Here is a 17887-nt window from a genome sequence, read left to right as displayed (position 1 = left end):
ATTATCTCAACATATGTTCACAAAAGTTGTATTAGAATCATCATTTCACAGTAAAGAATGGCTTAAAGGGCAGCGAGTCTTCGAGCAAAATAGCGTCTTAAACGGCCTTGTTGATGGCAGTGTTTTACGAGGTTCAGTTAAGAGCGAATCGCATAAAAGCGAGTAAGCCATTAAAGATAAAACGCGCGATGAAAACTTCAACGCAAGACAGCAAAAAGCCAAACCGATAGTTGATGATTTTATCAATGGCTGATTAAGTATAAAGATAAAGTACCACCGAAAATAGCGCTTGGTAAAGCCATCAATTACTCGATAAATCAGTTTAAAAAAATACCGCCGTTACCTAGATGATGGCAGGCTCAAAATAGATAACAACTACGCAGAGCGAGCTATAAAGCCATTTGCGATTAGCGTAAATCCTGTATTACAAAGATATTTGCATGTTACCGCTTCGGTATAGTTTGATCTGACTCCCGATAATTAATTTGTGGAGAAGGACTATGAGTGTTTCAGCATTCTTTAAGTGTAAAAAACAATAACGCGGATGTGTACCGGCCCTTTGGGCTTCTATATGGGGGCTTATGCGGACCTATTAGTTGCTGAAGGTCACCTTGCTGCGATTTTAAAAAAGTGGCTTCCGGCTAAGGCTATAGGTCATTGATAATATTTTTTGATAAACTTTTACTTGTCGTTATAGCCCCAAGGTGTTGCAGGTAATGCTACTGGCTTGGTTAAGTCAAATTCTACTCTGAACTCCCTGCCTTGGCGAATTAAGCGGTAGCTAAAGGTGTTGTCATACACAAATATTTGCCACGTGTTTCCAACAGATTGCGCAATGCCTTGGTCTACAAATAATTGCTTTGAATAAGCATCAGCAGGAAAGGACTGCACGTTGTTATAGCCTGCATCAACCGTGTGACCGCCATACATACTGAGTTCGTCATCAAGTCCGTCTTGTTTCCTATGGTCGTGCTTTAAGCTCAAACCACTGCCTGTCTTGGTAATAATCCAAGTGCGCGAGGCGTCATCTCCCACATGAAAAGGAACTTGTAGTTGGGTGCTTGTGCAAGTACGCACGTGCATTACTAACGTATTGTTAAAGGCCGGACTTGGATCGTTATCAATCACAACTTTGCCCTCAAATGCTTTACCGCAGTGTTTGGCAATAGCCTCAAAAAATGCGTCATGGGTATCTATTGACACCACAAGAGCAGGGCGTGCTAGCACGAAGTGGTTGATACCGAGTAAACTCACCAGCCCAATAATTGCCGCTAATCTTCTTTTCATCATGGTATTCCTTTTTGTAATGCGCCTTGTAGCCATTATAGGCTTTGTAGCTATTGTTGCCGTTGTGAATAAATGTACCTATCGTGTTTAGTACCGCCGCGGTGCCAGAAAGCGTAGCTTCCGTATCTGGTTTACTGGCGCGCCGGTCACCGGTCGTACCATCTCTGTATGGCGTCCTCAATTCATATAGCACTTTTCCATGTTGCGTCATACTTAAACGCTGCTCACTAATTGCTCAGCGGCTGATTTAACAGGCAGGTAGGCGTTCAAAATTTAGGCTTAATTGATTCAACTGAAACGCCATTCTTTGCTTGGCTAAATTTAAGTTTATTACCAAAAAATTCATATTTTTATTCCCTTAGCTTCTGCTAAATTGAAAAGTAAGTAACGTTTTTATACAAGTTATACCAAGAGCACTGCACATCGAAGGAGTTCAGTCTGCACAGCTCAGATTAGCTTCGTGAGCTTGATTAAACGTAAACGATATTTCACTTAGACTTACGGTAAATGCTTCCTTTGACCCCAGTTGGAAGGGCACTACCATATTTTCAAACGTGACACCTTTTTGAACAAAGCATTGCACGTCAACAGTAAAAACACTCCATTCATTTTTAGGCAAAGCCAACAATGCTTCAGCAATATTCAGGTCTGCTGCGCAACTACCGGCTGTGTCACTGACAGTTTCGCAATTCATAGACAGTAATACTTCATTTGGAATAGCCGATTCGGGCTTTAGCATGAATGACAACACGGCGTTACTTTGTGCTTGGGCCGACATGTCTTCCCTAAAATAGTTTTTACTCGCTATTTGTACGCCACTATTGTTGTTACTAGCAGTAATTGCTAATCTGAATGCATCTTCTTGTACCACTCTATCAACGGTTCTGTAATATACATTATCGACAGTGGCAGTACTTGCCGTAATATCTTGTAAATTATGACCCGAGAAAACTCGCAATTCCCACGGCTTCTGCATAGTGCCGGTGAATAATGTCGCACCGCTTGTTTGCGTAATACTCTTTTCATATGTTTCAGATAAGTTGTCGGGCAATACGTTTTCATCACCGTAGGACAGGCCAAAACCATAGGGAAGTAAGGGATTATACTCAAAATCGTAGACGTTAACTGTTGCTTGATTAGGATCCGCAGGCCATGAGAATGACAAACGTCCGGAAAAATTATATTGCATGCTACCCAGCGCGTCGGTAAATAACACATCGGCAACAGCGCTTCCTTGCGAACCAGGTAACCAAGCCGCAACAAAAGCATCACTTGCGTTAATTTCAGCATTCATCCATAAGGGTCTACCGCTAATAAATATAGATACAACGGAGATCCCGTCTGCTTTTAGCCTATGTAATAAGGCTAAATCAGATTTTAGGCCGCGTTGATAATCTAAGTGCTCCACATCGCCATGACCCTCAGCATAAGGCTCTTCACCAAAGACCACTATGGCCACGTCGGGCTTGGTTTTATATTGACCCGTTTCACTTAATTCTACCGTGCCATTTGCAGCCTCTATGCGCTGCTTTATGCCATCATAAATCGAGCTTCCACCGGGGAAATCTTCATTAGTATTGTTGGTACCTTGCCACGTAATAGTCCAACCACCCGACTGCTTACCGATGTTGTGAGCTGCATCGCCGGCCACCAGTACACTCATGTTAGGACTCAGCGGTAAGATGTTATTTTTATTCTTTAGTAATACGAGTGATTCACGCACAGCCTGTTTTGCTATGTCTCGATGGCTTTGTTGACCAATAAGCTGGGTTTTGCCCGACAAAATACGATTAGCGGGACTGGGCTTTTCAAACAAACCTGCACGTATTTTCACACGCAGTATGCGTGTCACCGCATCGTCAATTCTACTCAAGGCAATAGTGTTGTCTTTGACTTGTTGCAGCAAATTCTCATACAAAGGCTTCCAAGCCGCTGTTGGCACCATGTAAATATCTAAACCTGCGTTTGTAGCTTGCGGACAGTTGTCATTAGTACAACCGGCTATTTGGCCATGACCATTCCAATCGCCTACTACAAAGCCGTCAAAACCCATTTTATCTTTCAATACGTCGGTTAGTAGATATTTGTGGCCATGTAGTTTTTTGCCATGCCAACTGTTAAATGAAGCCATAACTGATTGTGCTCCAGCCGTTAAACCTCCCACGTAACCCTGCGCATGAAGTCTAAATAAATCGCTTTCGCTGGCAATATTATTGCCTTGGTCGTCACCCCCAACGGTGCCGCCATCACCAATAAAGTGCTTAACAGTGCTTATAACTTGGCTGTCGCCTAAAAAATTTTTGCCAGGTTTACCTTGTAAACCTCGTACTATCGCTTTTGAGTATTCATATACAATCGCTGGGTCTTCGGAATAGCTTTCGTATGTTCGGCCCCAGCGGTCATCCCTTACAGTGGCAACTGTTGGAGCGAATACCCAATCAATACCTGTTACCATTACCTCGGTAGCGGTTGCTGTGGCTATGTTTTCAATTAATTTTGGGTTGTTAGTAGCACCTAAGCCAATATTATGTGGAAATAAAGTAGCCCCAATTACATTGTTATGACCGTGTACTGCATCGGTTCCCCACATAGTTGGGATAGTTGAACCATCTAGGCTTGCATCAACAGACGCTTGATACATGTTCTCGGCTAGCTGTATCCAGTCTTGCGGTGTGGCGTGTTTATTATCATTTGGAAAAGCTCCACCACCATTTAAGTATGAACCAAAGCCATATTTACGCATATCCTCAACGCTAATATCTCTAATTTCAGGCTGGATCATTTGCGCAATTTTTTGCTCTAATGTCATGCCTGTCAAAACAGCAGCAACTCTCGCTTCTACGTCATCAGATTTTTTAACAGCAATATCTAGTTGCGGCCAAATTTCAATGTCAGGTAAAGTCTTACTGTTTCGTTCTTGTACTTCCTTTACGCTAATTTGAGTACATGCAACACTAGCAAAGGTGAAGACAATGGCGGCTATAAGTGATTTTGTTCTTTTCAAAATTATACCTCTAACTGAGAGCTTTAGTTGGTTTTGAACCTATCAAACCGTAATAAGCAATAAAAATGTAGCACAGCATAGGCAGTACAAATGAGATTTGCAGACCAACGCTATCGGCAAGCATACCTTGAATAAGGGGTAATAATGCGCCGCCAACAATAGCTAAACACAGTAAGCCTGAACCTTGTGCGGCGCTTGTGCCAAGGCCGTTCAGTGCTAAGCTGAAAATAGTGGGGAACATGATGGAATTGAATAGACCTACTGCCAGCAGTGACCACATTGCTAGAGAACCATCAAATAAAACAGCACTACTGATAAGTATAATGACCATAGCTGAATTGAACGCTAATACTTTGCCTGGCGCTATTTTTTGCATAACAAAGGCACCAATAAAGCGGCCTACCATAGCGCCGCCCCAATAATATGCAATAAACTTTGACGCTTGAGCTTCGTTTAAACCAGCTATGTCGGGCTGACTTAGAAAATTGACTAGAAAGCTTCCAATTGCTACTTCAGCGCCTACATATAAAAAGATCCCCACCACGCCTAAACGAAGGTGACGATGTTGCCAAGCCGACCCCTCTATAACGGTTGCTGTTTGTTTACGGCCTAAATCAGGTAGTTTGAGATAGCTGAAAATAGCGGCCAAACCAAGTAAAGCCGCCGCAAGGATTAGATAGGGTAATTGCACTAAACTAGAAGAGTCGCCGCTTATATGTGTGTCAACACCATTGCCGCCACCAAAAATTAGATATGCGCCAAAAAATGGGGCAACCGTGGTGCCTAAAGCATTAAATGCTTGAGTCATTGTTAAGCGAGATGAAGCGGTGTGTGGGCTGCCTAGCGCGGTAACAAAAGGATTGGCTGCTACTTGTAGAATGGTTATGCCGGAGGCTAAAACAAATAAGGCAAACAAGAAAATAGCATAAACGTGCAGTGCTGATGCTGGATAAAAAAGCACGCAGCCTAGGCTAGCGATTAATAAGCCGGCCACTATGCCTTTTTTATAGCCAATTTTACCCACTAACCAACCTGCTGGAATAGCTACAACAAAATAGGCTCCAAAGAAACAAAATTGTACCAGCATGGCTTGGGTATAACTTAAATCAAATGCATTTTTCAAGTACGGAATTAAAATATCATTTAAGCAGGTGATAAACCCCCACATAAAAAATAATGACGTTAGCGAAACTAATGAAAACAAATGATTTTGTGGTTCACTAGCACTGTTCGATGGTATAACCGAGGGGTCTGCTATTGGGATATTGGACGCCATGTTTGCATCACTCCATTATGTAAATATTGTTATATTTATGTTTAATTTTTTTAGATTTTCATAGTGTCGCATGGCATAAAGCTTAGCAACGCAAATGCGATATAATGAAAAACGGCTGCGACACAATAGGTCAATTGAGCGAGTGCGCGTTAAAACGACACTTTCATCCGCTAAGCGGGTGAGGTTGTTATCAGGCGCATGATTAGACAGTAAGAAGCCGCAAAAAATAGCGGCTTTTTACGCATACGCTAAATACTATAAACTGACTCTTACGCCAACAGAATAACGTGGGCCATATTGACCAGCAAATAGAAATTGCTCTTCAAATCGACCGTAGTGTTGCTCTGTGGCGTTATTTAAGTTGATGCCTTCAACAAAAACAGTCAGGTTTTCATTAATGTCATAATTAACACTCATGTCCCACTGTCCATATTCTTTGGCGAATTGTGGCGGGTTGTCAGATGTACCTTGTCCTTGACCCTGCCCAATTAAATAACTATCGCGCCATGCGTAGGTCAATCTTACTGATAATTTATCATCTTCATAAAACGCTTGAAAGTTAGCAGAGTCTGATAGTCCAGACAGCGCCTTTTGTGACGCTAACACGTAGGGATTATAATCAACATCACCATCAACAAAAGTTGCGTTAGCAGCTAAACCAAAACCAGTCTCTTGAAAGATATGCTGAAATGCTACTTCTAAGCCATTCGTTTTGCGTTCTTCAACGTTTTCTGGAGAGCTCAAACGCCACGAAATGAGGGAGTCGCCGCTTGGATCTGGCTCAATCTGACCATCGCTATTAGCGTAACCTAAAGCAACCATCTCATCAAAAATGGCAGTATCGGTGGCTTGCCCTCCTCGTGTAGTAATGTTGGTAGCAGCTTCGTTCCAGCGTGGACCAAGATATATGTCATACAGACCATCAAATGTGAGGTCTACAGTTGATGTTTCAATCCAGTCATCAACTTTTTTCCAGAATAAGCCTACAGCTGCATAGCTTCCTTCCTCATAATAATATTCTACAGAAATGTCTATGTTGGTTGACTGGTAAGGCTTCAGGTTAGTGTTACCTCTCGAGCCTGTACGAGCGCCAATCTTAGGACTTCCTGATAGCGCTAAACCGCCTAGTAAGTTGCCTAAAGGAGCACGTGTAATACTTTTGCCAACCGAAACTCGTGAGACCAAATCATCGCTTAAATCGACCCGAATATCTATCATTGGTAATAGTAGATCGTATCCACCATCGTTAGACACGTTTTGCACACCAGAGAATGAGGTTATCCATTCCGATGCTGCAACCCAGTTTACCTGTTCTGCAATATTACTTTGTGAAGGACTAATAACATCGGTTTCTTCATAGCGAATACCCGCATTAATTTCCACGTACTTATCTTTTATATCAAATTCCCAAAGTGAATTGATGTAGATAGACTTTGTCGTTTCTTCAACGCTAGAGGTTGTGTTAGTAGTATAGTAAGGATCAACAACATATTCATTACTACCAACCACATCTGATGTTAAGTAGGCAGCTTGGCGAGTAACGGCTTCATCAAAATCGTAGGTCCAATAGTAGTTTGGACTCAAAGCTGCACCGCCACCGTCGAACTGGTCTAAAAAGTTCCCCGTATCATTAAATGTAAACATGTTGTCAGGAAATATTGCGCTAAAGCTAGGGTTGAAACCAGGACCACCGCGCAAACCCGACCATCCGTTAGTGCCAATCAGCGTTTGTTTAGTATTACTTAATCCGGCTGAAAGTTTGACTAAAGAACGTAAGCTATCAAATTCAGGTAAGTATTCGACATCTAATTGAGCCTGCTGAATATCAGATTCACCAGGTGAATGAATGAACTGACTGAAGTTAGAATCAATTTCACCAGCGCTCAGTTGATTGGTGCCATTATTCCAGTTAATTGAGAATTGGGGTACATCACCAGATAGATAAGAGTATTCTTTAAAGTCTAAAGCAGAGGAACCCAATATAACTTGACCTGCACTGCGTAAGCCAGGATCTATGCCGTTGTCAATCGTTGCATTAGAATCGTGATAGTCGAAGGTTAACTTTAGGTCATCACGAGCCTCAAACTCAATGTTTAAACCAAGCGATTTCATATCAAATTCAGTTGTGCTTCTTGATGCGGTAAATGAAGCGTCATCACCTGAAATATTGGCGTATAAGGTGGTACCATTTTCATCGAGTTGATACGTGTTTATGTTAGCACCGAAGTTATTCCAAATTCCCCAACCAATGCTATTGCTACCGGCAACTACATTACTCATTGTGTAGTCGGCCGTTAGGGTTAAACGATCGTTTACCGCAAATTGAACCGTCGCCTGAGCATTTTTTCTTTCACGCTGCACGTCTTCTATGCCGTAGTTCATATCTTTAGGGAAGAAATGTGCAGTGCTCGCTTCTAGTTCGCCACTAGCATTAGGGGCTAGGAAGTTAGCGAGTAGCTCACCGTTTGCATCTAATGGACGTAAGTCAGAAAATTTTGATGAAGATAAACTAGGTAGCGCAACATTTGCCTGCCAACCTTGAATATTGGCCGATTGTTTTTGGAAATCACGTCGCTGATACGAACCAGTAACAGAAACACCAAGGCGTTCATCTAAAAATGTTTTACTTGCTAAGCCTGCAATTTCTGGCGTGACATCTTCACCTTCCACGTTTGAAGTATCTAGATTAGCTTTGGCCGTAAATGAGAATTGCTGTCCGGGCTGTGACAAAGGACGAGCAGTCACAATATTAACAGATGCTCCTAAACCACCCGTTGGAATATCGGCACGTGAGGTTTTGTAAACCTCTAATGCACTAACACCTTCGGATGCAAAGTTCTCAAAATTAAATGACCGCGAGAAACCTGTTGATGGCATTTGACGACCGTTTAACGTTACCATATTAAATTCTGGACCAAAACCACGCACCGTTATTTGACTGCCTTCACCATTTGCTCTACTTACCGATACGCCCGTAATACGTTGCAATGATTCAGCTAAGTTAGTATCAGGGAATTTACCCATTTCTTCAGCGACAATTGAATCAACTACGCCTTGGTTACTGCGCTTAATATCACTTGATTTCATTAATGAGCCACGAATGCCGCTCACCGCAATCACTTCAACATCGTCTTTTGCCTGCAATGCTTCTTGAGCAACGACGGGCACGGTAGCGCCAAGTCCTATTATCAATGATATAGTAATGGCTAATTTTGTTTTTTGGAAAATTGTATTTTTCATTTTATATACTCTCTTATTGCACGCGATCAGCTGTAATCACAAGGTCTTTAATAATTACAGGTGAATCGTTGTCATTGAGATACAACAAGAAAGAACTGAAGGTGTTCTGAGCAGATTGTGGTGGAATATCAACAACGTAAGAACTGAAGTTTGTGCCTGAAATGGTCACAGAATCGGTAGCGTAACTAGGCTCAACATCAGGGAAAGGATTTTTTTCTAATAAAAACCTGACACTTGTGTTCAGTGCACCTACTGGAAGAGCCGCGCTAAACTCAATACGCCCACCCGCTGCAAAATTCAAAGGATAAAAACTAGTATTCGTATTGGCAAAACCACCCCATACCTCTGAATTAGCAGGGAAATTAAACGTGCTAGAGTCGCTATCAATACTTGCGCCACCAAAGCCTTCCCAAACTGCGACATGCTCATTTTGTGTCACTATAATGTTTTTGATAATGACCCCAGAGTCACGCTCAACTAAATATAACAAAAGTGAACTGAATGTATTTGTTGCATCCTGGGGCGGGATATATACGGTATACGTTGTTTCTGTTAATCCAGACACTGTCACATTTTTAGTAGAAAAAGCTGGGTCTACATCGGGAAATGGGTTTTTCTCAAAACGGAAATTAACCGCAACGGAAGAGCCTCCAGACGGGATTGCACCGGTAAATGTAATTTTACCGCCCAAGGCGAAGTTAAACGGATATAACTCAGCGTTGGTGTTAGCAAAACCAGCCCATACTTCAGCATTAGACGGATGTGTGAAAGTGCTCGTGCTCGCATCAAGTGTGCTGTTGCCAAACGCTTCCATTGCTGCGTGATTGTTCGTTTCAATCATTATATCTTTAATGTTGACTGAATTGCCCGCGGCGTTTATGTACATTAAGAATGAACTGTAGGTATTGTCAGTATCCTGTGGCCTTATAGCAACAGTGTATGTACGGGCTTGGTTACCCGAGATATTCACGTTCGCGGTCGTAAAGTTTGGCTCTACGTCTGGGAAGGGCGCGTTTTCAAAGACAAATCGTATACTGGTATCAGTGTCACCTTGTGGAATAGATGCGGTAAACGTTAAAGTACCGCCATGGGTAAGGTTTAGCGGATAAATACTTGCGTTCGTGTTTGCAAAACCGCCCCATACTTCTGAGCCAAGTGGGTAAGTGTAAGTGTCGCCAGCTATACTTGCGCCACCAAAACCTTCTGTAAATTCTGCAAATACAGGCCCTGACGCTTCTTCACCGCTTTGGATAGCAACATTGTCCATACGAAATACGGCGCCATCGCCAGTTTGCCATGTGGGAAATACCATAAGAACGTCAAGTAAGGTCAAGTCAACGCCGGCGTTAGCAACTTCTTGCAGTGGAACTTGATAAGTTGCCCACACATCGACAATGGGCGCTGGACCAAATTCAATTAAATCAGCCTCCCATTCACCGCCATTTGCCTCGTCGGCTTCCACTTTAAATTTCCAAATTGAATCAGAATTTAAGGGTGGAGAAGTCACTTTTAGATCAAAGGTAATATAACCGTTTTCAATCATACCTAAAGCATTGTGTGGTGATGCGCTCGCGCCAACAGTGGGATCTTGAGAAAGAAATAGCGAACGTGTGATAAAACCAAAGACGGTTCCCTCGTTGCCATTTTGCACTTCAAACTGATATACATCACCATGGTCTTCATCATCAGCTACTAAGGCCGGAATTGAACCACCGCAGCAGTCCCATGCCGCCCAGTTTTTATTTAATACATCATCAAAAATAGTAATGGGGTTTGCTTCACCTGGATTTAGGCTAGGTGAAGGAGCTTGTCCTTCTACCAATAAACCGCCATCGGCGACGTCGGTTGCATAGCCAGGTGCTATTGTTTCGCATCCACGACCGGTTGCCCGATTAGCGCTACACTCATAAACGCGAACATAGTCAACTTCAAACGTTTGCCCTGCATCTGCAAATGCGCTTGTATCAACACCACCTTCATTAAACGAGACGGGCCAAGCGCCGCCAACGGCTAAGTTGAGAATGATGAAAAAATCTTGATCAAAAGGAGCGGCAGAATAATTGGTCTTCAATTCTCCTGTAACAATGTCATACAGCTCAGCATACCAACCACGGTGCGACAAACCCACAGTTTCACCGGTTGAGCTGAGGCTTAATTTAGACTGTCTTTGAGTTGCGAAAAGTATATCGTTAAAATACCAACGAATTTCACCTTCTTGCCATTCAACCGCGTAGTTATTGAACTGCGTGGCGGGATTAATTTCTGAAGAATAAGCGGCCCCTGATGAATTGCTACCTGGTCCAGCGCCGTAGTGAAGAGTGCCGTAAATATTGGTTTCAGCGGTTCCATCTTCGCGCAACGCGCCAAGGTTTACCGCTTCCATAATGTCAATTTCTCCCGACTTTGGCCAGCCTCCGTAAACAGAATCTGTTGGCATCATCCAAAATGCGGGCCATGAACCTTGGCCCATTGGCAGTTTGGCGCGCATTTCAATGCGGCCATATTGAAAGTCTCCCTTGTTCTGAGTGGTTAAACGCGCAGACGTAAAGTCATCATCTTCACCAACTGCACCATCGTTTAGTTTAGCGATTATTTTCAATGTGCCGTCAGACACAAGCGCATTGTTTGGCGAGTCGGTATAACACTGAAGTTCTTGGTTGCCACCACCCTCACAGTTTACTTCAAAGTTCCAATTGTTGGTGTCAACTTCGGTGCCATTAAACTCATCGTTCCATACTAAGCGCCAATCGCTATCTTTATATTTTTCATCGACAGCCTGCACGTTGGGTTTGCTTGGATCTACAGCTTGTAAATTAGTGTCGGTTTTTATATCGCCGCCGCAAGCTGTTAAAAACAAAACCGAAGCAGCACCTGCCAATTTTGTGATTTTATTCATTTTAATACTCATATTGTTAAACCCCAGTGGGAGAATCTTAGTATATTTTTTAAACATTAATTTAACACGCTGGTAACATTTAATTGAGGATAGTGCGATATGTCAAATGCAGATACAATTCAAATGCGACATAGTGATTTTAATTTGCGTTTAATAAGAGAACTAATTGGATAGTGAGTTAAGCTGACACAGAATCACGACCAAGCGCATAGCTTGTTTAAAAAAATATAATGATATGAAAACTAGCGTACGCGGTTATCTATAATTGTTTTAACTGCACAACTATAGTTTCGGCTAACTTTAAGTTTTACGCCGTCGCCTAAATCAAGAATGCTTTCGCTATTTCGCAGTGGCTGAATACTTTTTATGCGGTTAATATTAACCACTGTAGATTTATGAATACGCTGAAAAATGCGCGCATCCAATTGGCTTGTTAACTTTTTCATTGTGATACGTAAAATGAAATTTTCTGCGGGTGTGTGAATGCACATATAATCGCCAGCCGCGTCAATCCATTCAATATCAGCAACGGGGACAAACACCTTTTCGTTTTTGGCATTTTTTATTACTAACTCTTGGTTGCTTGAATTGGGCAGCGGGCTTTCGTTGCTCAGCCATTCCTGAAGTTCAGAAATATGTAAGCCAGAAACTTCTTCGAGCGCTCGCAGCAGTTTAAACTTTTCTTGGTCACGCTCCACGGGTGTCAATCGTTCACGAATGCGTTTCATTGTTTGCTGCAAACGACCTAAATTCACAGGTTTCAATAGGTAATCAATAGCGTTCAACTCAAAAGCGTCAAGTGCATACTCACTGTAGGCACTTACAAACACCACCAAAGGCATGTTGTCTGATTGCAAAGACTGCACCACTTCAAGCCCATTAATTCCCGGCAGATTTAAATCGAGAAACAAGACATCGGGCTGTAAGGCGTGGCAAATCGCAATGGCGTTGTCGCCGTCAACTGCTTCACCCACTACGTGCATATCTTCTATTTTGTGCAAACGAAGCCTTAAACCCTCAATCGCAAGAGGTTCATCGTCAACTATTACGGCAGTAATTTTTCTATCAGGCATATCTTTCATCACATAAGAATGGCATTTCTATGGTTACTTTTGTGCCATTGCTGCCACTGGAGACTAATTCAACTTTGCATGCTTCATTAAACATTGTATTTAAACGTTCCCTAGTATTATTCAGACCAATGCCAAAACCCTTTTGTTTTTCCTGTGAAGTGCTTGACGCATCATTAAAAACATCCACAACTAAAGTATCTTTTATGCGCTTTGCGCTAATCACAATATTACCCGTGCCCTTACTAGATTCAATGCCAAATTTCACGGCATTTTCAACCAATGGCTGTAGCAGTAATGTGGGTACTTTGGCGCAATTTGTATTGGCTTGAATGGCCAGAGACACGTTAAGACGTTCCGCAAATCGCACCTTTTCAATCGACAAGTACAGCTCTAACAATTCAAGTTCTTCTTTTAAAGTACTAATTTGATCGTTTTTTTGCACCAATGAATAACGAAGAAAAGAACACAATTTATCGAGCATTTCATTAGCTTTATCATTTTCATGTTTGTAAATAAGCGTAGAAATTGCATTTAAGGTGTTAAACATGAAATGAGGATTTAATTGATAGCGCAGCATTTCTAACTGCGCCTCTTTTGCTGAATTTTGCGCGCGCAAGAGCATTTCGTGTTCATTTTGTAAACGATTGTTATAAAGCATTATAAAAAATATGGCAGTAAAAATGAACATGGTGGCGACTGAAAAAAGCAGCCAACCGCCAAATTCGAGCATATTTAACTGTTCGTACCATACTTGTTGATGAATAATTGCTTTATAAGAGGCAAGTTTAATGACATTGAGTATGCAACCTAACAGTGCGGCACTTGTAAAGCTTATTATTAACGTGACGCGTAATGATAAGTGCACAATTCTGCGTATCATCAGCCAAAGCAAGCTAGACAAGAAAAACCCGGTTGAAGTTTCTATTGCTAAATTAATTATTTGACCACCTAAATTAAAATCGGCTTGGTCAAACTGCGGGCGAATTATCGCCAGAAAGACGACAATGCAATAGCCTGTCCAACCGCCAATTTGCAGCGTCCAAAACTGATTTTCAGGCTTTGAGAATTGAGTGTTATTAGTCAAAAATGGCGTGCTTTGGACAGTCAGCATAAGGATTAGGTTTATATAATTTCGTTGATGAGCTTACTGTGCTAGTAAAACAAATAACAATCAAGCAACTTTTCATCCGAATCACTATTATCGTTTTGTTATATTAGAAACATTTTGAGTCCATTGCCGAACTTAAAGTCGGTAGACGAAAGCCTACAGCAGCGGTTCACAGAAGCCTTACAAGAATGTCTTGCGGTCTATGAAAAGTGGCGAGCTGATAAGGCCTAAGAACACCGCGGACATATAAATAATGTCTCTAATAAAAAATTTCACAAGGCGTGCATGCATAGCGCTTGTAAAGATATTTATTACGTGGATATGCCAAGAATGTTAAGCAATTTAGCGAATGCTTTGTCGCTATGTGGTAACGTAGACGATTGCGGTAATCCACAAGTCATTTATTTTTTCATCCGTAGGCTCGTATTTTCAGGAAATTATCTCAACATATGTTCACAAAAGTTGTATTAGAATCATCATTTCACAGTAAAGAATGGCTTAAAGGGCAGCGAGTCTTCGAGCAAAATAGCGTCTTAAACGGCGTTGTTGATGGCAGTGTTTTACGAGGTTCAGTTAAAAGTGAATCGCATAAAGGCGAGATATATTTAACCCGTATTGAGTATGACAAAGTCAGCAAACAGGCAAAATCTTACTGCAACTGCTATGTTGGAAGAGGCTGCAAGCACGCCGCGGCGCTAGCGCATTATTACTTGAAAAAAATACATGCTACAACCGCTTCAAACTTTACTATTGATAAGTGGCTAAACACGTTTAGCTCCGAGCCGGCTATTGATTCTGTCAATGTCAAAAGCCTGCTCTATTTTTTACAAACCAACCCGTTTTCGCCACAAGATTATTTGCAGCTTAGTGTAAAAACAGCCGGGCAAAAACTGTCGGGTGGCTGGAGTAAAACGCTCGGCACTGAGCACTTATCGAGTCAACTGATAGACAAAAGCTTTGTGCTTGAAGAAGATGTGCGCATTATTTCCTCCATAACGAGTAACCGAGACTACCGCGACAGCGTCACCACCCATGCCTTATTAGAGCAGTTAGTCAACACAGGCCGCTGCTACTGGTCAGAAAACGCCCATTTAGACCGACCCATCGGCACCGGAGAGACAGTTCAAGCCACATGGCAATGGCACAAGTTGATGAACAATGCGCAAAAATTAGTCTTGCAACTAGATGAACCGTCGCAAGATATTATTATTGTTAAATCGCAGCCACTGAGCTATTACCATAAAGAGTTCAATGTTATTGGCATGGTACAAACTAATACCGCTAGTGAGTATGAAGCGCGCTTGCTCAACAGTCCGGTGATTGACGAAGAAAAACTCCCTTGGGTATTAAATAAACTTGAAGTGAGCTTAGGCGACACCATTGAAAAGTTGCCCAAGCCCAAGCTGAATAAGCAGCTTAGCGTTAGCAAGCCCAACGTACATTTACACCTAAGCACCCCGTTTGAAAACCAGCCAACCAGTACTAATGTCAGCGTAAATTTTGAATATGAGGGTATTTTCGTTAACCCAAATAATCGTGAGGCGATGATTAAAAACCCGCATAACGATGTCACTATTTACCGTAATTTGTTGCTTGAGGAGCGCGTTATTGAACTTCTCAAATCGCATGGCTGCAAGGCCTTGCTCAACAGGCAATACTATGAATATGAAGAACATGCGCCTGTTTTCACCATGTCTTTACAAGGAAGACAGGTGTGCTTAGCTTTTATTCACAATGAACTGCCAAAAATGCGTAAAAATGGTTGGCAAATTGAGTTTGACAAAAATTTTTACTATAAAGAACTCAGTACCGACAACGTGTTTGACGCTGAAATTATAGAGCAAGACAGCGGTGATTTCTTCTCAATAGGGCTTAACTTAGAAATAAACGGTAAAAAGATACCCGCGTTTCCCATTTTGCAAAGCGCGCTTGAGCAATTGCCTAAAACGGTGTTAACGAATTCAGCGTTTATGAATAAAATGGAAGGGTTTGATCCTGCAGAACCCCTATTTGTAGAGCTTGATGACGGCGAATTTATTGCGCTATCGTATAAAAGTATTCAGCCTTTACTGCAGCAGTTCATTGAATTATTTATGCCAGGTGCGCTACAACATGATGGGTCAATGAAGCTGTCGAAGTTTCAAGGCCACCAGACCTTGAGTTTGTTAGACGACCAAGGCATTATCACTACAGGCGAAAACAAGCTAAGAGAGCTGAGTGCAAAACTACAAAACTTTGAAGAAATTCAAGCGGTGGAGCTTCCAAGTAATCTACACGCAGAGCTAAGAGAATATCAGCACCAAGGCGTGAATTGGCTACAGTTTTTGCGCGAATATGAGCTGGCAGGGATTTTAGCGGATGACATGGGCTTGGGTAAAACCATCCAAGCACTTGCTCATTTATTGATTGAAAAAGAGCAGGGGCGCTTAACAAGACCTTGCTTAATTGTGGCTCCTACAAGTGTGTTGTACAATTGGGCGAACGAAGTGAAGAAGTTTACCCCCGACTTGTCGTATATCGTTTTACATGGCTCTAAGCGTCAGCAAGATTTTGAAGATTTACAACATTACGATCTTGTGATCACAAGCTATGCGCTTATTTTGAAAGACATTGAGCTGCATCAGAATACCGATTATTATTACTTAATATTAGATGAAGCACACTATATTAAAAACCCTAGAACCAGTGTGTATCAGGCGGTTTTGACTATACAAGCGCAGCATAAACTGTGTTTGACCGGTACGCCGATGGAGAATCATTTAGGCGAGTTTTGGGCACAGTTTAATTTTTTACTACCAGGATTTTTATCAGGCCACAAACAGTTTACTAAATTATTTAGAACGCCCATTGAAAAACATCAAGATATCGACAGAAAAGTGATGCTTAACCAGCGCATAAAGCCTTTTTTACTGCGTCGTACTAAAGAGAAAATTGCCAAAGAACTGCCCGGTAAAACAACCATAGTGCAAATGCTCAGAATCGAAGGCAAACAGGCCGAGCTATATGAAACAGTTCGTTTAGCCATGGACACCCGCCTAAAAGAAATTATTGCCACTAAGGGTCTGCAGCGCAGTCAAATTGAAATTCTGGATGCGTTGCTGAAATTACGCCAAGTGTGCAACCACCCGCAGCTGTTGCCGATGCAAAGCGCTAAGGCCATAAAACAGTCGGCTAAGCTTGAATTCTTAATGGAAACTCTGCCTGAAATGATTGAAGAGGGCCGCAGGGTGCTGGTATTTTCACAATTTACCAGTATGTTAAGTCTTATAGAGGCAGAGCTTATAAAAGAGCGAATTAGTTTTGTTAAACTCACTGGCGAAACCAGAAATCGTCAAGAACTAGTCGATAAATTTCAACGCGGTGACACCCCAGTTTTCTTAATCAGTTTGCGCGCAGGCGGCGTTGGTCTTAACCTGACGGCGGCCGACACAGTCATTCATTTTGATCCATGGTGGAACCCCGCAGTGGAAAATCAGGCCACTGACCGTGCCTATCGTATTGGTCAAGACAAGCCTGTGTTCGTGTATAAACTAATCATTGAAAACTCTATTGAAGAGCGTATTCAGCAAATTCAGATCAACAAAGCTGAATTGGCAAATGCACTTTTATCAGAAGAAGTTAATCAGGGTAAGTTGAGTTTAACTGATGATATATTAAAGACGCTGTTAGCACCGCTGGTGTAAAAACCAGTGTGTTGACAATATAACGATGAGTAAAATGCGTATGGCCCAAAAACACTTCTCTACACTTTCTTTAGCCGTAATTGCGATGTTTGCGCTTAGCGCCTGCACAACAAATCTCGTCACTCAGCCGGCTTCCTTAACGCCCAAAACCCCATAGACGTAAAGTGTTTATGGGGAACTTCCCAATTTTATATTTGTCGTTTCAATAAGAAAGAAGAAATAGTATCAGTCTTAGTCGATGAGATGGCCCCAGATGAGAAAATAGGGTCAATGACACAGTCTGTGTAACATAATAATGTCACGCCTTAAGCACAAGGTTA

Annotated in this window: 9 protein-coding genes and 1 pseudogene; 2 read left to right on the top strand and 8 right to left on the bottom strand. The window is 42.0% G+C overall.

Annotation, left to right across the window (positions count from 1 at the left end; all coding sequences use genetic code 11):
* Positions 1-316: 316 nt before the first annotated feature.
* Complete coding sequence (locus tag BAE46_RS15220; RefSeq protein ID WP_081483924.1) at positions 317-460, top strand: IS66 family transposase; 144 nt, start codon at positions 317-319, stop codon at positions 458-460.
* A gap of 221 nt (positions 461-681) precedes the next feature.
* On the opposite strand, the gene BAE46_RS09690 is transcribed toward BAE46_RS15220, so the two are convergent.
* The 8 genes and pseudogenes from BAE46_RS09690 to BAE46_RS09660 all read right to left on the bottom strand — a co-directional run bounded on the left by BAE46_RS09690 (position 682) and on the right by BAE46_RS09660 (position 13860).
* Positions 682-1290, bottom strand: a complete 609-nt coding sequence (locus tag BAE46_RS09690) for a hypothetical protein (protein WP_006005071.1) — start codon at positions 1288-1290, stop codon at positions 682-684.
* A 28-nt stretch (positions 1291-1318) separates the two neighbouring features.
* Positions 1319-1429 (bottom strand): annotated as a pseudogene (locus tag BAE46_RS15025) (branched chain amino acid aminotransferase); the annotation flags it as partial.
* Positions 1430-1720: 291 nt separating this feature from the next.
* Positions 1721-4291: a glycoside hydrolase family 3 protein gene (locus BAE46_RS09685; protein ID WP_070112568.1), complete on the bottom strand. Its 2571-nt coding sequence runs from the start codon at positions 4289-4291 to the stop codon at positions 1721-1723.
* A 10-nt stretch (positions 4292-4301) separates the two neighbouring features.
* Complete coding sequence (locus tag BAE46_RS09680; protein WP_006005075.1) at positions 4302-5567, bottom strand: sugar MFS transporter; 1266 nt, start codon at positions 5565-5567, stop codon at positions 4302-4304.
* Positions 5568-5822: 255 nt separating this feature from the next.
* The gene (locus BAE46_RS09675) at positions 5823-8807 is read right to left on the bottom strand and encodes a TonB-dependent receptor (protein ID WP_070112565.1); all 2985 of its coding nucleotides are present in this window, start codon (positions 8805-8807) and stop codon (positions 5823-5825) included.
* Between the two features lie 13 nt (positions 8808-8820).
* A complete protein-coding gene (locus tag BAE46_RS09670; RefSeq protein ID WP_051987317.1) occupies positions 8821-11703 on the bottom strand; it encodes a glycoside hydrolase family 16 protein in 2883 nt (960 codons plus the stop codon).
* Between the two features lie 242 nt (positions 11704-11945).
* Positions 11946-12776 carry a LytR/AlgR family response regulator transcription factor gene (locus BAE46_RS09665; RefSeq protein ID WP_141567245.1) on the bottom strand — a complete coding sequence of 277 codons (831 nt, stop codon included), beginning with the start codon at positions 12774-12776 and terminating at the stop codon, positions 11946-11948.
* Positions 12769-13860 carry a sensor histidine kinase gene (locus tag BAE46_RS09660; protein WP_070112563.1) on the bottom strand — a complete coding sequence of 364 codons (1092 nt, stop codon included), beginning with the start codon at positions 13858-13860 and terminating at the stop codon, positions 12769-12771. The genes BAE46_RS09665 and BAE46_RS09660 overlap by 8 nt, the downstream gene beginning before the upstream one ends.
* 473 nt (positions 13861-14333) lie before the next feature.
* On the opposite strand from BAE46_RS09660, the gene BAE46_RS09655 reads away from it, so the two are divergent.
* The gene (locus BAE46_RS09655; RefSeq protein WP_070112561.1) at positions 14334-17567 is read left to right on the top strand and encodes a DEAD/DEAH box helicase; all 3234 of its coding nucleotides are present in this window, start codon (positions 14334-14336) and stop codon (positions 17565-17567) included.
* The last annotated feature ends 320 nt before the right edge of the window (positions 17568-17887 follow it).

Source organism: Glaciecola punicea, assembly GCF_001756615.1.
Lineage (GTDB): Bacteria > Pseudomonadota > Gammaproteobacteria > Enterobacterales > Alteromonadaceae > Glaciecola > Glaciecola punicea.
Note: the sequence above shows the minus strand (reverse complement) of the source record. Positions and strands in the feature narration are given on the sequence as shown.

Bases quoted from the DNA above. Each gene is read 5' to 3' on its own strand.
- BAE46_RS09690 (WP_006005071.1), bottom strand. From the start codon at position 1,290: ATGATGAAAAGAAGATTAGCGGCAATTATTGGGCTGGTGAGTTTACTC.
- BAE46_RS09680 (WP_006005075.1), bottom strand. From the start codon at position 5,567: ATGGCGTCCAATATCCCAATAGCAGACCCCTCGGTTATACCATCGAAC.
- BAE46_RS09675 (WP_070112565.1), bottom strand. From the start codon at position 8,807: ATGAAAAATACAATTTTCCAAAAAACAAAATTAGCCATTACTATATCA.
- BAE46_RS09670 (WP_051987317.1), bottom strand. From the start codon at position 11,703: ATGAATAAAATCACAAAATTGGCAGGTGCTGCTTCGGTTTTGTTTTTA.
- BAE46_RS09665 (WP_141567245.1), bottom strand. From the start codon at position 12,776: ATGCCTGATAGAAAAATTACTGCCGTAATAGTTGACGATGAACCTCTT.
- BAE46_RS09655 (WP_070112561.1), top strand. From the start codon at position 14,334: ATGTTCACAAAAGTTGTATTAGAATCATCATTTCACAGTAAAGAATGG.